Source organism: Arthrobacter sp. Soil736 (assembly GCF_001428005.1).
Classification (GTDB): domain Bacteria; phylum Actinomycetota; class Actinomycetes; order Actinomycetales; family Micrococcaceae; genus Arthrobacter.
Genome location: NZ_LMSB01000023.1, coordinates 1 through 18,906, shown reverse-complemented (window position 1 = coordinate 18,906; position 18,906 = coordinate 1). Strand labels below are relative to the sequence as shown.

21 protein-coding genes and 1 pseudogene are annotated in these 18,906 nt (G+C 66.2%); 9 read left to right on the top strand and 13 right to left on the bottom strand.

Annotated elements, in window-relative coordinates:
- Positions 1-53 precede the first annotated feature (53 nt).
- From sdhC to ASG92_RS13505, 5 genes are all read left to right on the top strand, one after another.
- Positions 54-434 (top strand): succinate dehydrogenase, cytochrome b556 subunit, encoded by a 381-nt coding sequence (gene sdhC / locus ASG92_RS13525; protein WP_078030158.1) that lies wholly within the window; start codon positions 54-56, stop codon positions 432-434.
- Between the two features lie 3 nt (positions 435-437).
- Positions 438-905, top strand: a complete 468-nt coding sequence (locus ASG92_RS13520; protein WP_056629196.1) for a succinate dehydrogenase hydrophobic membrane anchor subunit — start codon at positions 438-440, stop codon at positions 903-905.
- Between the two features lie 103 nt (positions 906-1,008).
- The gene (sdhA, locus tag ASG92_RS13515) at positions 1,009-2,808 is read left to right on the top strand and encodes a succinate dehydrogenase flavoprotein subunit (protein WP_056629194.1); all 1,800 of its coding nucleotides are present in this window, start codon (positions 1,009-1,011) and stop codon (positions 2,806-2,808) included.
- A 1-nt stretch (position 2,809) separates the two neighbouring features.
- Complete coding sequence (locus tag ASG92_RS13510; RefSeq protein WP_056629193.1) at positions 2,810-3,592, top strand: succinate dehydrogenase iron-sulfur subunit; 783 nt, start codon at positions 2,810-2,812, stop codon at positions 3,590-3,592.
- A 115-nt stretch (positions 3,593-3,707) separates the two neighbouring features.
- Entirely contained in the window at positions 3,708-4,478 is a 771-nt protein-coding gene (locus ASG92_RS13505; protein WP_056629191.1) for an alpha/beta fold hydrolase, read from the top strand.
- On the opposite strand, the gene ASG92_RS13500 is transcribed toward ASG92_RS13505, so the two are convergent.
- The 13 genes from ASG92_RS13500 to glyA form a co-directional block, all read right to left on the bottom strand.
- Entirely contained in the window at positions 4,435-5,499 is a 1,065-nt protein-coding gene (locus tag ASG92_RS13500; protein ID WP_082579497.1) for a YihY/virulence factor BrkB family protein, read from the bottom strand. The two genes, ASG92_RS13505 and ASG92_RS13500, sit on opposite strands and share 44 nt — an antisense overlap.
- Positions 5,500-5,536: 37 nt before the next feature.
- The gene (locus ASG92_RS13495; RefSeq protein ID WP_200951966.1) at positions 5,537-6,145 is read right to left on the bottom strand and encodes a 2'-5' RNA ligase family protein; all 609 of its coding nucleotides are present in this window, start codon (positions 6,143-6,145) and stop codon (positions 5,537-5,539) included.
- Between the two features lie 4 nt (positions 6,146-6,149).
- Positions 6,150-7,235 (bottom strand): tryptophan--tRNA ligase, encoded by a 1,086-nt coding sequence (gene trpS / locus ASG92_RS13490; protein WP_056629186.1) that lies wholly within the window; start codon positions 7,233-7,235, stop codon positions 6,150-6,152.
- A 17-nt stretch (positions 7,236-7,252) separates the two neighbouring features.
- The gene (locus tag ASG92_RS13485) at positions 7,253-8,086 is read right to left on the bottom strand and encodes an exodeoxyribonuclease III (protein WP_056629623.1); all 834 of its coding nucleotides are present in this window, start codon (positions 8,084-8,086) and stop codon (positions 7,253-7,255) included.
- A gap of 10 nt (positions 8,087-8,096) precedes the next feature.
- Positions 8,097-8,660, bottom strand: coding sequence for a hypothetical protein (locus tag ASG92_RS13480; RefSeq protein ID WP_056629184.1), 564 nt, complete (start codon positions 8,658-8,660; stop codon positions 8,097-8,099).
- An 84-nt stretch (positions 8,661-8,744) separates the two neighbouring features.
- The gene (locus ASG92_RS13475; protein ID WP_056629183.1) at positions 8,745-9,578 is read right to left on the bottom strand and encodes an ABC transporter permease; all 834 of its coding nucleotides are present in this window, start codon (positions 9,576-9,578) and stop codon (positions 8,745-8,747) included.
- Complete coding sequence (locus tag ASG92_RS13470; protein WP_056629181.1) at positions 9,575-10,426, bottom strand: ABC transporter permease; 852 nt, start codon at positions 10,424-10,426, stop codon at positions 9,575-9,577. Before ASG92_RS13470 ends, ASG92_RS13475 begins: the two co-directional genes overlap by 4 nt.
- Positions 10,427-10,445: 19 nt before the next feature.
- Complete coding sequence (locus ASG92_RS13465) at positions 10,446-11,399, bottom strand: ATP-binding cassette domain-containing protein (protein ID WP_056629179.1); 954 nt, start codon at positions 11,397-11,399, stop codon at positions 10,446-10,448.
- A 139-nt stretch (positions 11,400-11,538) separates the two neighbouring features.
- The gene (locus tag ASG92_RS13460) at positions 11,539-11,838 is read right to left on the bottom strand and encodes an SHOCT domain-containing protein (RefSeq protein ID WP_157372219.1); all 300 of its coding nucleotides are present in this window, start codon (positions 11,836-11,838) and stop codon (positions 11,539-11,541) included.
- Positions 11,839-12,010: 172 nt separating this feature from the next.
- Positions 12,011-12,676: a response regulator transcription factor gene (locus ASG92_RS13455; RefSeq protein ID WP_056629178.1), complete on the bottom strand. Its 666-nt coding sequence runs from the start codon at positions 12,674-12,676 to the stop codon at positions 12,011-12,013.
- The gene (locus tag ASG92_RS13450; protein WP_056629175.1) at positions 12,673-13,854 is read right to left on the bottom strand and encodes a histidine kinase; all 1,182 of its coding nucleotides are present in this window, start codon (positions 13,852-13,854) and stop codon (positions 12,673-12,675) included. The genes ASG92_RS13455 and ASG92_RS13450 overlap by 4 nt, the downstream gene beginning before the upstream one ends.
- Before the next feature lie 159 nt (positions 13,855-14,013).
- The gene (locus ASG92_RS13445; protein ID WP_056629619.1) at positions 14,014-14,907 is read right to left on the bottom strand and encodes a bifunctional methylenetetrahydrofolate dehydrogenase/methenyltetrahydrofolate cyclohydrolase; all 894 of its coding nucleotides are present in this window, start codon (positions 14,905-14,907) and stop codon (positions 14,014-14,016) included.
- Positions 14,908-14,915: 8 nt separating this feature from the next.
- On the bottom strand, positions 14,916-16,223 hold the full coding sequence (gene glyA / locus ASG92_RS13440; protein WP_056629173.1) for a serine hydroxymethyltransferase: 1,308 nt from the start codon (positions 16,221-16,223) through the stop codon (positions 14,916-14,918).
- Positions 16,224-16,527: 304 nt separating this feature from the next.
- Between glyA and purU (ASG92_RS13435) the strand changes: the two genes are divergently transcribed.
- From purU (ASG92_RS13435) to ASG92_RS13425, 4 genes and pseudogenes are all read left to right on the top strand, one after another.
- A complete protein-coding gene (gene purU, locus ASG92_RS13435) occupies positions 16,528-17,388 on the top strand; it encodes a formyltetrahydrofolate deformylase (protein WP_056629617.1) in 861 nt (286 codons plus the stop codon).
- A gap of 32 nt (positions 17,389-17,420) precedes the next feature.
- Complete coding sequence (locus ASG92_RS13430; RefSeq protein WP_056629171.1) at positions 17,421-18,101, top strand: class I SAM-dependent methyltransferase; 681 nt, start codon at positions 17,421-17,423, stop codon at positions 18,099-18,101.
- A gap of 57 nt (positions 18,102-18,158) precedes the next feature.
- Positions 18,159-18,364 (top strand): annotated as a pseudogene (gene purU / locus ASG92_RS27370) (formyltetrahydrofolate deformylase); the annotation flags it as partial.
- 66 nt (positions 18,365-18,430) lie between these two features.
- The gene (locus ASG92_RS13425) at positions 18,431-18,790 is read left to right on the top strand and encodes a class I SAM-dependent methyltransferase (protein ID WP_056629168.1); all 360 of its coding nucleotides are present in this window, start codon (positions 18,431-18,433) and stop codon (positions 18,788-18,790) included.
- Positions 18,791-18,906: the final 116 nt, after the last annotated feature.

The window sequence follows — 18,906 nt, the reverse complement described above, 5'->3', positions numbered from 1 at the left end:
CCCCCCGCGTGGATCCCACGCCAGCGCCGCTGTGTTGCAGGGAGGTTTATTCAGTGCCGACGAAACCAGCTGGCACCTTGTACCGCGGCCGTGAAGGCATGTGGTCCTGGGTTGGACACCGTATTACCGGTGTTGTGATCTTTTTCTTCTTGTTGGTCCATGTGCTGGACACCTCCCTCGTGAGGGTGTCGCCGGAGGCCTACACCGCTGTGATCGGTGCCTACAAGAACCCGCTGATGGCCCTGGGTGAAACGGGCCTCGTCGCAGCGATTGTGTTCCACGCCTTCAACGGCCTGCGGATCATCGCCGTCGACTTCTGGAAGAAGGGTGCCAAATACCAGCGCCAGATGCTCTGGGTAGTGCTGGGCCTCTGGATCGTCACCATCGTGGCCTTCGCCATCCGCCACCTGTCCCTCGCACTCGGAGGTCACTAAGCCATGACTGCAACGCAGATCCAGTCCCCGCGCAGCGGCAGCACCATCGCTCCGAAGTACCGCCGCGGCGGCAGCTCCCGCAGCAACTTCGAAATGCTGGCGTGGCTCTTCATGCGGCTCTCCGGCGTGGTGCTGGTTGTCCTGATCTTCGGCCACCTTTTCGTGAACCTCCTGGTGGGCGAGGGCATTCACGCCATCGACTTCGGCTTCGTGGCCGGCAAGTGGGCTGACCCGTTCTGGCAGTTCTGGGACCTCGCCATGCTCTGGCTCGCCATGCTGCACGGCACCAACGGCGTCCGCACCATCATCAACGACTACGCCGAGAAGGACTCCACCCGCTTCTGGCTCAAGATGGTCCTCTTCACCGCCGCTGCCGTGATCATCATCCTTGGCACCCTGGTGATCTTCACCTTCAACCCGTGCCCGGTCGTGAACGGCGTCCAGCTCCCCGGCGGCTTCTGCCCCGCGTAGCAAACCGCGGCTGCCCGCCCCGTCCGGCGGGCATCTGTTTTGCGGAGCCGGCTTCAGCCCGCCCGTTGTTTTATTGCGAATTTTGAGAGAAAGAGCGTCTGGTATGCAGGTCCATAAGTACGACGTCGTCATCGTCGGTGCCGGTGGCGCTGGCATGCGCGCCGCGATCGAATCCGGTCAGCGCGCGCGAACAGCAGTACTGACCAAGCTCTACCCCACCCGCTCCCACACGGGTGCGGCGCAGGGCGGCATGTGTGCGGCATTGGCCAACGTCGAAGAAGACAACTGGGAATGGCACACGTTCGACACCATCAAGGGCGGCGACTACCTGGTTGACCAGGATGCCGCCGAAGTCATGGCCAAGGAGGCCATCGACGCAGTGCTGGACCTCGAAAAGATGGGCCTGCCGTTCAACCGCACGCCCGAGGGCCGCATCGACCAGCGCCGCTTCGGCGGCCACACCCGCGATCACGGCAAGGCTCCCGTCCGCCGCGCCTGCTATGCAGCCGACCGCACCGGCCACATGATCCTGCAGACGCTGTACCAAAACTGCGTCAAGCACAACGTCGAGTTCTACAACGAGTACTACGTCCTGGACCTCCTCACCGTCGAGGAAGACGCCGTGCGCGAGGACGGCACGCCGTACAAGCAGAAGCGCGTTGCCGGCGTGGTCTCCTACGACCTCGCCTCCGGTGAACTGCACGTTTTCCAGGCCAAGTCCGTGGTGTTCGCCTCCGGCGGCGCCGGCAAGGTCTTCAAGACCACGTCCAACGCCCACACCCTGACCGGTGACGGCATGGGCATCGCGTTCCGCCGCGGCATCCCCCTGGAGGACATGGAGTTCTTCCAGTTCCACCCGACAGGCCTTGCCGGCCTGGGCATCCTGCTTTCCGAGGCTGCGCGTGGCGAAGGCGCCATCCTGCGCAACTCCGAGGGCGAACGCTTCATGGAGCGCTACGCCCCCACCATCAAGGACCTCGCACCGCGTGACATCGTGGCCCGCTCCATGGCCAACGAAGTCCGCGAAGGCCGCGGCTGCGGACCGAACAAGGACTACGTCCTCCTGGACCTGACCCACCTTGAGCCCGCGCACATCGACGCAAAGCTGCCGGACATCACCGAGTTCGCCCGCACGTACCTCGGCGTCGAGCCCTACACGGAGCCGGTACCGGTGTTCCCGACGGCCCACTACGCCATGGGCGGCATCCCCACCAACATCACCACCGAAGTGCTGCAGGACAACGACACCGTGGTGCCGGGCCTCTACGCAGCCGGTGAGGTGGCCTGTGTTTCGGTGCACGGCTCCAACCGTCTGGGCACCAACTCCCTGCTGGACATCAACGTGTTCGGCAAGCGCGCCGGCATCGCCGCCGCCGAGTACGCCAAGACGGCGGACTTCGTGGAACTGCCGGAGGACCCGGAGGCCTACACGATTGAGCTCCTCAACATCGCCCGCAACGGCAACGGTGAGGAGAAGGTGGCCCAGATCCGCAAGGAACTCCAGGACACCATGGACGCCAACATGCAGGTGTTCCGCACGGCCGAAACCCTCAACCAGGTCCTGAAGGACATCGCCTCGTTCGAGGAGCGCTACAAGCGCATCAACGTCCAGGACAAGGGCAAGCGCTTCAACCTGGACCTCCTTGAGGCGGTTGAACTCGGCTTCCTGCTGGAACTGGCGAAGGTCATGACGGTTGCTGCCCTGCACCGCGAGGAATCGCGCGGCGGCCACTTCCGCGAGGACTTCCCGGAACGCGACGACGAAAAATTCATGAAGCACTCCATGGCGTACAAGGACGAGCACGCTCCCGCGGACGGGTCCGCGGAAAGCATTGCCGGGATTCGGCTTGGCACCAAGCCGGTTGTATTTACGCGCTACGAGCCGATGGTGAGGAAGTACTAATATGTCCGCTGAACTTGCTGAGCCAGCCTCAAAGATCGAGCTGCCTGCCCATGTGGGAGGCGGCGGAGAAATCCCCACCTTCGACATCACCCTGCGCGTCCGCCGCTACGACCCCGAGGTTTCCGAAGAAGCCCGCTGGGATGACTTCAAGCTGACCATGTACGGCACGGATCGCGTGCTGGACGCCCTGCACAAGATCAAGTGGGAAGTGGACGGCAGCGTCTCCTTCCGCCGTTCCTGCGCCCACGGCGTCTGCGGCTCCGATGCCATGCGCATCAACGGCCGCAACCGCCTTGCCTGCAAGACCCTCCTGAAGGACCTGGACACGACCAAGCCCATCACCGTTGAGCCCATCAAGGGCCTGCCGGTGGAAAAGGACCTGATCGTGGACATGGAACCGTTCTTCCAGTCCTTCCGCGAGGTCATGCCCTTCCTGATCAACAGGGGCCACGAGCCCACCAAGGAGCGCCTGCAGTCCGCGGAGGACCGTGAGCGGTTCGACGACACCACCAAGTGCATCCTCTGCGCCGCGTGCACGTCGTCCTGCCCGGTGTTCTGGACCGACGGCCAGTACTTCGGCCCGGCCGCGATCGTCAACGCCCACCGGTTCATCTTCGATTCCCGTGACGACGCCGGCGACATGCGCCTGGAGATCCTGAACGACAAGGAAGGCGTGTGGCGCTGCCGCACCACCTTCAACTGCTCCGAAGCATGCCCGCGAGGCATCCAGGTCACGCAGGCGATTGCCGAAGTCAAGCAGGCGATCCTCGCCCGCAAGATCTAGCTCAAGGCACCGCGGACGACGGCGTCTCTCACCACGTACGGAAAACGTACGGTGAGGGGCGCCGTCGTCGTTTCCGGAAAAGCGCAAGAGAGCCCGTCCAACGAAAGGGTGCGTCATGTCACGCTCCGAAAAAGTCACCTTCGAAGGTTCCACCGGCGAGGCGCTCTCCGGCCTCCTCGACCTGCCCGACGGGCCGGTGAAGGGCTGGGGCGTGTTCTCGCACGGCTTCACGCTGGGCAAGGACAGCCCCGCGGCGTCGCGCATGTGCAAGGCACTGGCTGACAGCGGGATCGGCATGCTCCGCTTCGACAACCTGGGGCTGGGAGATTCCGCGGGCCTGTGGTCCGAGGGCTCCTTCAGCCACAAGGTGGCGGACACCGTCCGGGCCGCGGAATTCATGCGCGCCGGGGGCCGGCAGATTTCGCTGCTGGTGGGCCACTCCTTCGGCGGTGCCGCCGTCCTCGCGGCGGCCTCGGAGATCCCTGAACTTGACGCCGTGGCAACCGTTGGGGCGCCGTTTTCGCCGAAACACGTGGCTCACGTTTTTGACGCCGCGCTGGACAAGATCCTCAGCGAAGGCAGTGCCGAGGTAGACCTGGGCGGCAAGCGGGTGGAGATCCGCCGGCACTTCGTGGAGGACCTGGAAAACGCCGACCTCACCGACTGCATCAAGCGGCTGCACAAGCCCCTGATGGTGCTGCACTCCCCCACGGACAACACTGTGGGCATCGAGAACGCCAGCACCATCTTCCAGACGGCACGCCACCCGCGCAGCTTCGTCTCCCTCGAGGGCAGCGACCACCTGCTGACCGGCAAGGGGCAGGCGGCCCGGGCCGCGAAGATTATCGCGGCGTGGGCCGATCAGTACCTCGACGCCGGGCGGTAACGCCCACCGGGCGCGGGTGCTCGGCCGGGTGGTTCCGCTCCACGGGCGTCTTTCCGGGCTGCACCTGGCGTGATCCCCAGCCTGTTGCCTTGGCAGCCGGAGCGGCTTTCAGGTCCTCCTCGCGGATGGCGGACCACGCCGCGGCCACGAGGTACACCTGGCTGACGAGGTTGAACCAGATCAGCAGCCCGATGATGATCGCGAACGGCGCCAGGATGGGATTGCGTCCGGCGCCGGCCAGCAGTTCCGTGCTGAACACCTGCAGGACGGCGGTGCCGACTCCGGCGAGGATGGTTCCCTCCAGCAGTGCCCGGCGGGAGAGCTTGAGACCCCCTGCCAGCCTGAACATGATGATTGCCGTGATCCAGTTGAGCACCAGCGGCACGGCGATCTTGATCAACGCCGCCAGCGGCCCGGCCACGGCAGGGTCCATCCGGAGCTGCTCGATCACCCAGCCGGCGGCGGTTCCGAAGACGAGCGATGCCCCGGAGCTGATGACGAGTGCGACGCCGAGCAGCAACAGGGTTCCGGCGTCGTGCAGTTTCATGACCACCGGGTTGAGTTTCAGCGGCCCCAGAACCATGACGCCGCGGAGGCCCTCGCGGAGTCCGGCGATCCAGCCCAATGACGTGATCACCGTGACGGCGGCGGCGATCACTGCGGTCCAGCCGAGGCCATCAGGGTTGAGGAGGTCCTTCGGATCCACCAGCCCGTCGCCGCCGTTGACCTTGAGCAGGCCCGGCGCGCTTTCCGAGACGCTGGCGATGATCCGGTCCAAAAGTACCGGCTGGCCGCGGAGCACCAGCCCGGCGATGGAAAATCCGGTGGTCAGCAGGCCGGTGATGGAGAAGAACATGTTGAACCCGATGCCGGCGCTCATCAGCGGGCCGTGCTGGAGCGTGTAATGCTGCCAGGCCCGCATGGGCCGGAACGCGTTCAGCCGGGCGAGCAGCCACTGGAACATTGCCATCGCCTGGGCCATGGGGCCGGCGCCTGACCTGCGCGTCTTGCCCCACTCCATCTGCTTGCGGCTGACTTCGAGCTTGAGGCGGGCACGTTCAGTGGGTAGCGGCTGCTCCGTCGGCGTCCGCAGCCCGGAGGGTGTCTCGTTCGCCGTCTGGTTCGGTACCAAAGTCAAGCTCTTCCCGTAGCTGCCAAATACCGTCTGTGTCGTGCTCGTAGAGTCCCATGCTAACCACGGGGAAGGTCGCCCTGTACTCCTTCAGCACGGTTTCGGCCTCGTCGAGGCTCTCCGGAGCGACGTCGTGGGCAATGGTCACATGCGGGTGGTAGGCAAACGGCAGCTCGCGTTCCAGCGGCCCGGTCTGCAGCTTTTCGTGGAGTTCGACGCAGGCTCCGAAGCCTTCCTCCACGTTGATGAACACGACAGGCGAAACGGGCCTGAAGGAGCCCGTTCCGGCGATGGTGACCATGAACGGGGCCTGCGTGCGGGCCACCTCGCGGACGTGGTCCCGGGCCGTCTCCCAGTCCTGCGTGGGTGTGGTGGTGACGAGGGTGATGTGGGCCGGAATGACCGTGGCCATGGGGTCCCCGAAGGACGCCCGCCATCGCTGCAGTTCCTCCGCGATCTCAGGGGGGAAGCCCAGAATGACCCCGAGGCTCATTCCGTTGCTGACTCCGCTGTTGGCGGGCGTGGGAGCGGGCATCGGTCTAGCGGGCTCCGGCATATGGAAGGAATCCGACCTTGGCATAGACGTCCTGCAGGGTGGCCGACGCAATCCCGCGCGCTTTGTCCGCCCCGAGTGCAAGGAGACGGTCCAGTTCTGCGGGGTCTGCGAGCAGTTCGTTGGCGCGGCTGCGGATCGGTGTCAGGTGCTCGGTCACCACCTCGGCCAGGTCCACCTTGAGGTGGCCGTACATCTTGCCTTCGTAGGCCTTGACCAGCTGCTCCACGCTCTGGCCGGTGATGGCGGAGTAGATGGTCAGCAGGTTGGAGATGCCCGGCTTGGCCTCGCGGTCGAACCGGATCTCGGTCTCGGCGTCGGTCACGGCCGATTTGATCCGCTTGGCGGTGACTTTGGGGTCATCGAGCAGGTTGATCAGGCCAGCCGGAGACTCCGAGGACTTGGACATCTTGGCGGTGGGGAGCTGCAGGTCGTAGATCTTCGCCGATTCCTTCTGGATGAAGGGCTCGGGAACAGTGAACGTCTTGCCGAACCGGGTGTTGAACCGGGCGGCGAGGTCGCGGCTGAGCTCCACGTGCTGCCGCTGGTCCTCGCCCACAGGCACACCGTGCGGCTGGTAAAGCAGGATATCCGCGGCCTGGAGAACGGGGTAGGTGAACAGCCCCACGCTCGCATGGTCCGAGCCCTGCCTGAGCGCCTTGTCCTTGAACTGCGTCATGCGGGAGGCCTCGCCGAAGCCCGTGATGCAGTTCAGGACCCAGGCAAGCTGGGCGTGTTCGGGCACCTGGGACTGGACGAACAACGTGCATTTGTCCACGTCCACGCCGCCGGCAATGTACTGGGCCGCCGTGACTCGGGTGCGGCGGGCAAGTTCGGCGGGGTCCTGCGGGACGGTGATGGCGTGCAGGTCCGGGATGAAGAAGATGGCGTCGTACTCGTCCTGCATCCGCACCCAGTTCACGAGGGCGCCCAGGTAGTTGCCGAGGTGCAGCGAGTCAGCGGAAGGCTGCATTCCCGACAGGATGCGGTGCCGGATTCCGGCGTCCTGCTGGATTCCGGCAACGGGCTGCTCGGAAGCTGCGGCGTCAGTCACGGTTGGGCTGGAGGTCATTCGTCGAGGCCTTAAGACTAGAGCTGGTAGTCCACTACCAGCGGTGCATGGTCAGAGAAACGTGTGTCCCACGAGGGAGCCCGGTCCACGACGGCCGAAACTGCTGCGGCGGCGAGGCCCGGGGTGGCCATGTGGTAGTCGATGCGCCAGCCCGAGTCGTTGTCGAAGGCCTGGCCGCGCTGCGACCACCAAGTGTAGGGGCCGTTGACGTTACCCGCCAGGCCCCTGTGAACATCCTTCCAGCCGATTTCCTCGCCGAAGAATCGGTCGAAGTAGGCACGCTCCTCCGGAAGGAAGCCCGCACGCTTGACGTTGCCCTTCCAGTTCTTGATGTCCAGCTCGGTGTGGCCGACGTTCAGGTCCCCCGTGACCAGCGCGTGGTCGCTGTGCTTGGACAGTTCGGTCAGGCGGCTGGTCATGACGTCCAGGAAACGGTACTTGTCCACCTGCTTCGGGGTGTCTGCCTCGCCGGAGTGGACGTAGGCGCTCACCACGGTCAGCTGGGCAGGATTGCCCGCAGCGTCAGTGACCCGGAAATCCGCTTCCACCCAGCGTCCCGCCGTAGCGAAGTAGTCATCGCCGATGTGCGTGCGCGTGGCCACCGGCTCGGCCCGGGAGGCAATGGCGACGCCGGCGCGGCCCTTGGCCTCGGCCTCGGCGTGCAGGATGTGCCAGCCTTCGCCGATGAGCTGGTGGACGATCGCGTCAGGCGCGCGGACCTCCTGCAGGGTAAGGATGTCCACCTCGCGGGGTGCCAGCCACTCGGCCATGCCCTTCTTATAGGCAGCGCGAAGGCCGTTTACGTTGACTGTTGCGATGCGAAGGTGGTCCTTCTTCAATGCCGAGCTCACCCGTTCCACTCTAGTCGATGATGGTTCCGGTCACGGGCTCACCGGAGTCGCCGGAGGACTTGATCATGTCACGGGCGTTGGTGGCTGTGATCTCGATGGTCTCGAGGGCACGGCGGATGGTGTCCTGGTCCGCGGCGGCGCCCTTGGCACGTTCCTGCTCCACCACGCGCACCTGGACCTGCACGATCTTGAAGGAGTGGTCCAGTTTCATGTCGCGGACTTCGTCGGCTTCGCTGCGCGACTTCACCAGGCGGGTGCCCCCATGGTCCGCACTGCCCGACGACGGCGCGCGCCCGGCAGCCGCGTTGAACGCGTTGTGCGCCTCGTTGAGCTTCGCCCCCGCCCTCCTGGCGGCCTTCTGGATACTGAAAACCACGAAGGTTGCCAGCAGCAGCCAGAACAGTGCGATGACGGCCACGACCCAGCCCACGACGTCGTTCTGGTTGGCGGCAAAGATGACGGCCACCACGAACGCCGTGACCAGGACCATCAGGCCGGGGCCGCTGATGCGGAACATGGAGAATCCGCCCTTGGCCGGGTTGGACGAAGATTTGGGGCTGCCAAGAGATTGCATGCAGCTATTGTCTCAAACCCGCGGACCCGGCTCCGCACGCTTCCACCCCCGGCGAACAGCGGGTCGCGGACAACGAGAGGACAGCTACTTGAGGAACAGGCTCCTCAGCCTGCCGGTGGTCAGCATGAGCCCGAGCACGATCATCACCACGTAGTAGCCGATGTGGATGGCGGTTGCCGAGGTAAAGGTGGCCGAGTTGATCTCGCGCAGCAGCTCAACGCCGTGCCACAGGGGCATCGCCTGGATCAGCCACTGGATGTACTCCGGGTACACGCTGAGCGGATAGAAGGTGGCGCTGAACAGGAACATGGGAAGCATGATGAAGTTGATCCAGTCCATTTGCTGGAACGTCTTCATGAAGCTGGTGATGCCCATGCCGAAGCTGGCAAAGCCGAAGGCGATGAGGACCGAGGCGGGAACCATCAGGAGGGCCCACGGCGTGGTGATCAGTCCCATGAGGCCCATGACGGCGGTGAACCCTGTGGCGTACAACAGCCCGCGCAGCAGCGCCAGGAAGATCTCTCCCATCGCCACGTCCAGAGGTCCCAGCGAGGTGTAGAGCATGCCCTGGTAGAGCTTGGCGAAGTTCATCTTGAAGAAGACGTTCCAGGTCGAGTCGTACGCCGCCCCGTTCATCGCGGAGACGGCGAGGAGGGCGGGCGCAATGTAGGCCGCGTAGCTGATCTCCTGGCCGCCCGGGCCCTGGACGGAGCCCACCACGGCGCCCATGCCGACTCCCATGGAGAGGAGGAACAGCACGGGCTCGAAGAACCCGGACAGCATGACCATCCAGTTGCTGCTCTTGGTGGCCATCAGCCCGCGACCGATCACTGCCCTGGCGTTTCGGGAATACAGCGGGCCGAAGCGCCGGTTCCGCGCCTCTTCGGTGACGCTGTGGCCCTGGGTCAGGACTGTCACTGCCCCATCCTCCTGACGAACTGGCGTTTGGTAAGGACCCACCCCAGCCAGGCGAGCCCGAGCAGGAAAACGACGTGGATGATGGTCAGCACCGGGGATTCCCCGTAGCCGTAGGTCATGACACGGCCCAGCTCGGTGCCGTGCCAGATGGGCGAGATCCAGCCGATCCAGCGGACCAGCACGGGCAGCGTGTCCAGCGGGAAAAAGGTCCCGGAGAACAGGAACAGCGGCATCACGATGAATCTCATGACCATGGCGAACTGGCCTTTGTCCTCCTTGATGGAGGCGGCGTAGGCCATCAGGGGCAGCCCGAACGACAGCCCGGCGAGCGTTGCCACCAGCACGGATCCCCAGCCCCAGCCGCTCGGCGATGCGCCGAACATCGCCACGATGACGAAGTAGATGACGGACTGCAGCAGGAAGCGGCAGGTCACGGCAATGATCTGTCCGCCCGCTATCTGCTCCGGGGTCAGCGGGGAGGCATGGGGCCCGTAGAAGACCCGGCGCCATCTGAAGCCGTCCATCACCGGGAAGGTGAACTCAGTGGCCGCCGTCATGACGGCGGCGGAGATGAGCAGCGCGGGGGCAATGAAGGCGATGTAGCTCACGCCGCCGAAGAATACCGAGGTTGTGTTGGTGTCCACGAGGGTGGCCAGGCCGACGCCCATGGCAAACAGGTAGGCCGCGGGCTGCCCCACGCTGTAGAGGAAGATGGACCAGCCGTATCCCTTCATGACGCGCAGGACCTGCTCGGCGTAGTAGAACGCGCCCCACCGGCGGGCCTTGGCAGCGGAAACCTCCGGCGAGTGGGCACGCAAAGGAGGTGCCGCCGTCGGACTTCCCGTCATGTCCTCGGTAAAAGACGGCTCAGTCAACGAGGCTCCTGCCGGTGAGCCGGAGGAAGACGTCCTCCAGCGACGACCTGCGCACCAGCGAGGTGAGCGGGCGCAGGCCGCGGCCGGAGACTTCCTCCAGTGCCCCCTCGCCGTCGTTCGTGTAGATAAGGACACGGTCGGGAAGTGTCTCCAGACGTTCGCCGATGCCTTCGAGTTCCGCGGCGATGCTGGCGTTGCGCTCGGAGCCGAACCTCAGCTCGAGGACCTCGCGGGTGGAGTACTCGCGGATCAGGCTGGCCGGCGATCCTTCCGCCATGATCCTGCCTTTGTCCACCACGATGAGCCGGTCGCAGAGCTGCTCGGCCTCGTCCATGTAGTGCGTGGTGAGGATCAGGGTGACGCCCTGTTCCTTGAGCCTGAAAAGGCGGTCCCAGAGGATGTGCCGTGCCTGCGGATCAAGGCCTGTGGTGGGTTCGTCAAGAAGGAGGATGCGGGGCTCGTTGATGAGCGAACGCGCGATGGTCAGGCGGCGTTTCATGCCGCCGGACAGCGCGTCCACCTTGGATTTGGCCTTGTCCGTGAGCTGCGCGAATTCCAGGAGCTCGTCCGCCTTGGGCCTGAGGTAGCTCATCGGCAGGCCGAAATAGCGCCCGTAGACCAGGAGGTTGTCCCGGACCTTGAGTTCCTCGTCCAGGTTGTCCTGCTGCGGCACCACGCCCAGGTGGGCGCGGACCTCCGGCCCGTGCTGTTCGGGGTCCAGGCCCATGATGGTCAGGCTGCCCGAGGTGCGCTGGGCCACCCCGCCGATCATCTTCATGGTGGTGGACTTGCCGGCACCGTTCGGGCCGAGCAGCCCGAACGACTCCCCCGCGGAAACGCTGAAGGAAATACCGTCGACGGCGGTGACGTCGCCGTAGGTTTTGGTCAGGTTTTCCGCGGTGATCACGTACTGCGGCGGAGCGGCTCCGGCGGCTTTGGCGGGCACAGGCTTCTTGGACGTTTCTTGAGCGGAATGGAGTTCGGGCACCCCCCTAAGCTAGTACGCGCAGGAGGTCAAAGGAATAGCCCGGTCTCGAAAAATCCATTCGTTGTCCGTAGCCCTGGCAGGCGTGTCTGGACCGGCCTTATTTTTGGTCGCCGCGCAGCACCTTAAGCCGCTCGCGGTACTCCGATTCGTTGATTTCGCCGCGTGCGTAACGCTCCCGCAGGACGCTTTCCCCGCCGCGGGTGGTAGCCCATTCGTGGTTCCGCCGCCAGGTACGCCGGGCGACGAAGATGAACAGCCCGATGACCAGGATCCAGAACAGCGGGAACAGCAGGAACCACGGCGAGAATCCGCCGCCGTCCCAAGGTCCATGGGCTGCGAGGTCGGCAGGAACCTGGGAGGCCGCTGCCGTAACGGTGGTGGCAAGGTCGGTGAGCATTTCAATCGTCCAAACTCTCAATACCGGGCCGTATTTCGGCTCTGTATCGAGTCTGGCCGTGCTTCGCCCGCCTGGCGTCCGCCGTCGGGAGTCACCTTCGGCGGCCGGCGTACTCCGGCGGGATGCCCGCGGCTGCGCCGTCAGGAGGCCGCGTCGTCAGGCCGGGCCGACGTCAGCCGGCCCAGCCCGGACGCACCAGCCCGGATTCGTAGGCCAGCACCACCAGCTGTGCCCGGTCCCGGACCAGCAGCTTGGTCATGATGCGGGAGACGTGGGTCTTTGCCGTGAGCGGTGTGATGAACAGCCGCTCGGCGATCTCGGCGTTGTTCAGGCCTTCGCCCACCAGCCGCAGGACCTCGCGTTCGCGCTCCGTGATCTGGTCCAGGGAGGCAGGCGGTGCCGCCGCCCGTGACTGCACGGCGAGCTGGGCCATGATGCGGCGGGTGACCGACGGCGAAAGCAGGGCGTCGCCGTCGTGGACCACGCGCACGGCACGGAGCAGCTCCTCCGGCTCGGTGTCCTTCACCAGGAACCCGGCCGCGCCGGCGCGAACGGCCTCGGCGATGTATTCGTCCAGTTCGAAGGTGGTCAGGATGATGATCCGTGTGCCGGCAAGGTCCTTGCCGGCCATGATCTGCCGGGTGGCCTCGAGCCCGTCGCCGTCCGGCATGCGGATATCCATCAGCACCACGTCGGGATGTTCGCGGGACGCCAGGCGCACGGCATCACGGCCGGTGCCGCACTCGGCCACCACCGTCATGTCCTGTTCGGCGTTCAGCAGGGCGCGGAACCCCGCGCGGATGAGGGTCTGATCGTCAGCCAGCAGGATGCGGATCATGGCCGGCCGTCCACGGTCCGGGAGCCGGAGGCGTCCGCGTCCGGCACCGGGATCGCGGCCCGGACACGCCAGCCCGGATCCAGGGGAGCCAGCTCCAGCGTGCTGCCCAAAGCTGCCGCCCGCTCGCGCATCCCCGTCACGCCGTTGCCGTCCGGCACTCCGGCCGCGCCGGCGCCGTCGTCGTCAATGGTGACGGTAAGCAGTCCGGCACCGGTGCCGGCCGCTGTGCCGGCAGCCTGAACGGCGAGGACGACGGCGGCCTGCCGGGCTCCGGCGTGCCGCACCACGTTCGTCAGCGCCTCCTGGACAATCCGGTAGGCCGCCTCCTGGACCGCGTCGGGCAGCTGCGAGGCGAGGTCCGGATCCGGCTGGCTCAGCCTCACGTCCAGGCCTGTTCGCCGGGCGTTGTCCGCGAGCGTCGGGATCTGCGACAGCCGCGGCGGAGGCGCCGGGCGGAGCGGTGCGTCGTCGCGCAGGACGCCGAGGAGCTGGCGGATCTCGGCGAGCGAATCCTTGCTCGCGGCCTTGATTGCTTCGAGCGCAGGGCGGAACTGTTCGGGATCCTTCTCGCCCAGATGCAGTGCCACCGAAGCCCGGACATTGATGAGGGACAGCGAATGAGCCACGACGTCATGGATGTCGCGGGCGAGGGTGAGGCGGTACTCGTCGCGGGCCGCCTGTTCCCGGGCCTCCCGCTGCCTGCGCCGTTCGGCCACGCGTTCGCCCCGGAGCCTGGCGCCCTCCCCCAGGAGCACCAGGATTGCCAGCCACGCGGTGCCGGCGAAGGCCCGGAGCAGGGCGGCATCATCACCGCGCGACAGCGACACGGCCACCAGCGCCGCGCCGCAGGCTCCGGCCACGGCCCAGGTTTGCCAGCGCTTGCCCGCTGCCGCGGAGAACACGATGGCCAGTGCCAGCGACAGGAACACCGGACCCCATGCGTAACCGATCGCCAGATACGCCGCCACGGCGGCTGCTGCGGCGGGAAGCATGACCAGCGGGGCACGCCGCCGCAGCGACAATGCGGCGGGCCCCAGCAGCAGCAGGCCGAAGGCGAGCGCGTCCAGGGGCCGGTGGTCCGGCTGCCTCGCGGAGGCGAAGACCGTGCCGACAACCTGGACCACTGCCACCACGATCACGATGACGGCGGTGGGCGGTCCACGGAAACGGCGCTGCATAGTCCGAGCCTAGCCGCGGAGGTGCTGATCGTCGTCTGCTTAACGGCGCAGGGCGCCTACTCCCGGAGGAGTAGGCGCCCTACGGTCCCGCTGGTTGAGCCTGGGGCCACGACCGCCGGGTAACCAGGCTGGCGTGGCCCCGGGCTCGATCAGCAGCAGCTAAGCGAGACCCGCGTGGCGTTCCGCGGCTTCGACCACGTTGGTCATGAGCAGCGCCACGGTCATGGGACCGACGCCGCCGGGGTTCGGCGAAATCCAGCCGGCTACCTCGGCAACGGCGGGATCGACGTCGCCATGGACCTTGCTCTTGCCCGTCTCGGGGTCGGTTTCACGGGTGACACCGACGTCGAGCACGGCCGCGCCCGGCTTGACGTCCGCAGCCTTGACGATGTGCTTGGCACCAGCCGCGCCCACAATGACGTCCGCCTGCCGCAGCAGCTCCGAGAGGTTCTTGGTGCCGGTGTGCGTCAGCGTCACGGTGGCGTTCACGGCCCGCCGGGTTAGCAGCAGGCCGATCGAGCGGCCGATCGTGACGCCGCGGCCGACCACCACGACGTGCTTGCCCGAGAGGCTGTAGCCGTTGCGCTCCAGGAGCTCGATAACGCCGCGGGGCGTGCACGGCAGCGGCGAGGTGATCTCGCCGTTCACATTGAGCACCAGCCGGCCAAGATTGGTCGGGTGCAGGCCGTCGGCATCCTTGGCGGGGTCGATCCGCTCGAGGATGGCGTCGGTGTCCAGATGTTTGGGCAGCGGCAGCTGCACGATGTAACCATGGCAGGTGGGGTCCGCATTGAGTTCGTCAATGAGGGCCTCAACCTGGGCCTGCGTGGCATCCGCCGGAAGCTCACGCTGGATCGAGTTCATCCCGATCTCCACAGACTGCTTGTGCTTCATGGACACGTACAGCTGCGACGCCGGGTCCGCGCCCACGAGCACAGTGGCAATGCCCGGGGTTACACCGCGGGCCTTCAGGGCCGCGACACGCTCAGCCAGCTCGGATTTGATGGCGGCAGCGGCTGCCTTGCCGTCAAGGATCTTCGCGGTCTGCGCCATGGACGGGGTCACCACTGCTCGTGCTGCGGGTACAGCGGGAAGTCGGCGGCGAGCTTGTCCACGCGGGCCTGCAGGGCCTCGACATCGGTGCCCGAGCCGGCCTTCAGCGCGGTGGCGATGATCTCCGCGACCTCGGTGAATTCCTGCGCGCCGAAGCCGCGGGTTGCCAGTGCCGGGGTGCCGATGCGCAGGCCGGAGGTGACCATCGGCGGGCGGGGGTCGAACGGTACAGCGTTGCGGTTGACGGTGATGCCCACGGAGTGCAGGAGGTCTTCGGCCTGCTGGCCGTCCAGCTGCGAGTTGCGCAGGTCCACCAGGACCAGGTGCACGTCGGTGCCGCCGGTGAGGACTGAGACGCCGGCCTCGGCAACATCGGACTGGTTGAGGCGGTCGGCGATGATCTTGGCGCCTTCGAGGACGCGCTCCTGGCGCTCCTTGAACTCCGCGGTGCCGGCGATCTTAAAGGCCACGGCCTTCGCAGCGATGACGTGCATGAGCGGGCCGCCCTGCTGTCCCGGGAAGACGCTGGAGTTGAGCTTCTTGGCCCACTCCTTCTTGGCCAGGATCACGCCGGAGCGCGGGCCGGCGAGGGTCTTGTGCACGGTGGAGGTGACGACGTCGGAGTGCGGCACCGGGCTCGGGTGCAGGCCGGCGGCAACGAGACCGGCGAAGTGCGCCATGTCGGTCCAGAGGAGGGCGCCCACTTCATCGGCGATGGAGCGGAAGGCGGCGAAGTCGAGGTGGCGCGGGTAGGCGGACCAGCCGGCAATGATCACCTGCGGCTTTTCGGCGATGGCCTGCTCGCGCAGCTTGTCCATGTCGATGCGGAAGTTGTCCGGCTCAACCTGGTAGGCAGCCACGTTGTAGAGCTTGCCGGAGAAGTTGAGCTTCATGCCGTGGGTGAGGTGGCCGCCGTGCGCGAGGGACAGGCCCAGGATCTTGTCACCGGGGGTGATCATGGCCGAGAGTGCCGCGGCGTTGGCCTGCGCGCCGGAGTGCGGCTGGACGTTGGCGTATTCCGCGCCGAACAGTTCCTTGACACGGTCGATTGCCAACTGCTCGGCGATGTCGACGTACTCGCAGCCGCCGTAGTAGCGGCGGCCCGGGTAGCCCTCTGCGTACTTGTTGGTGAGGACGGAGCCCTGGGCTTCCATCACGGCGCGCGGCGCGAAGTTTTCGGAGGCGATCATTTCCAGGGTGCCGCGCTGGCGGCCGAGCTCCTGGTCCAGGACTGCGGCGATCTCGGGATCGAGCTCAGCCAGCGGCTGGTTGCTGACGGTGGAGGAAGTGCTGACGGAAGTCGGTGAAGTAGTCACGAGGAACTCCTGGCTAGGGATGGGCACTGCTAAGGTCAGGCTACCGGCTGGGGCGTTGCTGCGCCCTTTGATGACAAGCCCAAAGGACCCGTCCCGGACACTTGTCCGCATGGGCGCTGCAACGCTCCGGGGAAACGCGCACTTGGGGAAGCGCGGCGCTTTGCCGGCATAACATGACCCTCGGCCCAGGCGTACGATCCGTGGTCTTCGTGAATGCCGCTCCCTGGTGGTTAGCCACCCAACGCCAGTTGCGACCCCATCAGACTACCAAATGCCGGGCGTCCGCGCGGGTAGGCTGTTCTTCGTGATTGATGACCAGCTCGCCAAAGCATACGTAGTAACCCTGTCCTGCCCCGACCGCCCCGGGATCGTGCACGCCGTGGCCGGCGCCCTTCTGGTGGCCGGCTGCAATATTACGGACTCGCAGCAGTACGGCAGCCAGTCCACCGGCACGTTCTTCATGCGCGTGGAAGCCACCACTGCCGCCTCCCGGGCCGAGGTCCAGGCCGCGCTGGAGCCTGTTGCCGAGGCATTCGGCATGCAGTGGAGCCTCCACCCGGTGGGCCAGAAGGTCCGCACGCTGCTCATGGCAAGCAAGTCCGCCCACTGCCTCAACGACCTCCTGTTCCTGCAGCGCTCCGGCACCCTCCCCATCGAGGTCCCCGCGATCGTCTCCAACCACCGCGACCTCGCCGGGTTGGCCGAGTTCTACGGCATTCCCTTCCACTACATCCCGGTCACCGCGGACACCAAGGTGCAGGCCGAGGACCAGCTGCGGAAGATCATCGCTGAGGAAGGCATCGAACTGACCGTGCTGGCGCGGTACATGCAGATCATCTCCGACGAACTGTGCACGGAATTGACCGGCAAAGCCATCAACATCCACCATTCCTTCCTGCCGTCCTTTAAAGGCGCCAAGCCCTACCACCAGGCCCACGCCCGCGGCGTGAAGCTGATCGGCGCCACCGCGCACTACGTCACCGCGGCGCTGGACGAAGGCCCCATCATCGAGCAGGAAGTGATCCGCGTGGACCACGCGCGCACTCCGGAGCAGTTTGTGCAGATGGGCCGGGACGTGGAGGGGCGAACGCTCGCCCAGGCGGTGCAGTGGCACGCCGAGCACCGGGTGCTGCTGGACGGCAACCGGACCGTGGTCTTTAACTAGCGCCCGTGTAACCAGGATCCGGGGAGCAGGACGTGGCGCCGGCCGGGGAGGACCCCGCTCCGCAGGACAGCGGCGAGGACAGGCTGGCCGCGTTCTACAACCAGCGCGCGGTCCTGCACCCGGAGCATCCGCTGACCCCACAGCGTGCGGAGCAGCGGGAGCGATTCATCGCCCGGCTGAAGGCCGAGGGCAGGCACGCCGTGCTGGAAATCGGCACTGGCCCGGGGCTCGACGGGCTGAAGTTCGTCCAGGCGGGTATACACTACACCGGCGTTGACCTGTCCGAAGAGCACGCGCGGATCGCCACAGCCAAGGGCCTGAACGTCTCGGTTGCCAGCGCCCGCAACCTTCCCTTCGCCGACGGCGTGTTCCCTGCGCTGTGGAGCATGAGCACACTGCTGCACATCCCCAACCGGGACATCGACGACGTCGTCCGTGAACTCGTGCGGGTGGCCGCGCCGGGTGCGCCGATCGCCGTCGGCCTCTGGTCCGGGGAGGACGAAGAGGTACTCAACCCCGAAGACCGGATCCTGCCGCGGCGCTTTTTCAGCCGTCGAAGCGACGCCGCGCTGCGGCAGATCTTCGGCCGTCACGGCGAGATTGAGGAATTCGTCACGTGGCCGGAAGGCACCGGCGCCGAGTCCGGCCCTGGCGCCGGCCACTGGACGCAGCATTACCAGTTCCTGATCCTCCGCGCTCCGCCTGACCGCTAGGTAGCAGCAGGTGTCGTTTTGAGCGCTTATAACGACGCCTGCTGCTACCTGGTTGCGATCGCGGCGACCGCTGCCCATGTTCCTGCCGTCCTTCAAGGGCGCCAAGCGAGCAGGAAGTGATCCGCGTGGACCATGCCCGCACTCCCGAGCAGTTCGTGCAGATGGGCCGCGATGTTGAGGACCGCACCCTCGCCCAGGCAGTGCAGTGGCTCACCGAGCACCGCGTGCTCCTGGGCGGCAACCGGACCGTCGTTTTCAACTGACTGTGGCCTGACAGAAACGGCCTGCGGTTCACACCGGTCGTGATTTAACTGAGACTGGTTAACACGATGCCTCTGTTAACCGAAACCTCACTGGAACCCTTCATCGCCCTGCTCAAGGCCCAGGGGCGGCACGCAGTCTTGGACGTGTGCTGCGGCCCGGGCGACGACGGAATCAGGTTCGTCCGGGCGGGTATCCACTACACAGGCGTGGATCCTTTCGACGGGAACGTCCGTTATGCCGTTTCCCGCCGTCTGAGCGTCTCGGTGGCGGAACCCGCACGCCTGCCGTTTGCGGACAGTGTCTTTCCGGCCGTGTGGGCGGTGCAGGCATTGGCGGGGCTCACCGCCGAGGAGGCGGACGACGTCGTGCGTGAACTCGAGCGCGTGGCGGCGCCAGGCGCGCCGATCGCCGTCGTCCTCCCATGACGTCCGCATCACCCAGCTAGTGGTGTGTCTCAGTTTTGTTTGATGGATTCGAGGGCGACGCGGCCGCGGGCTACTTTTTTGAGGATTGAGTCTGCGGTCGCGGTCCAGACCAGGGG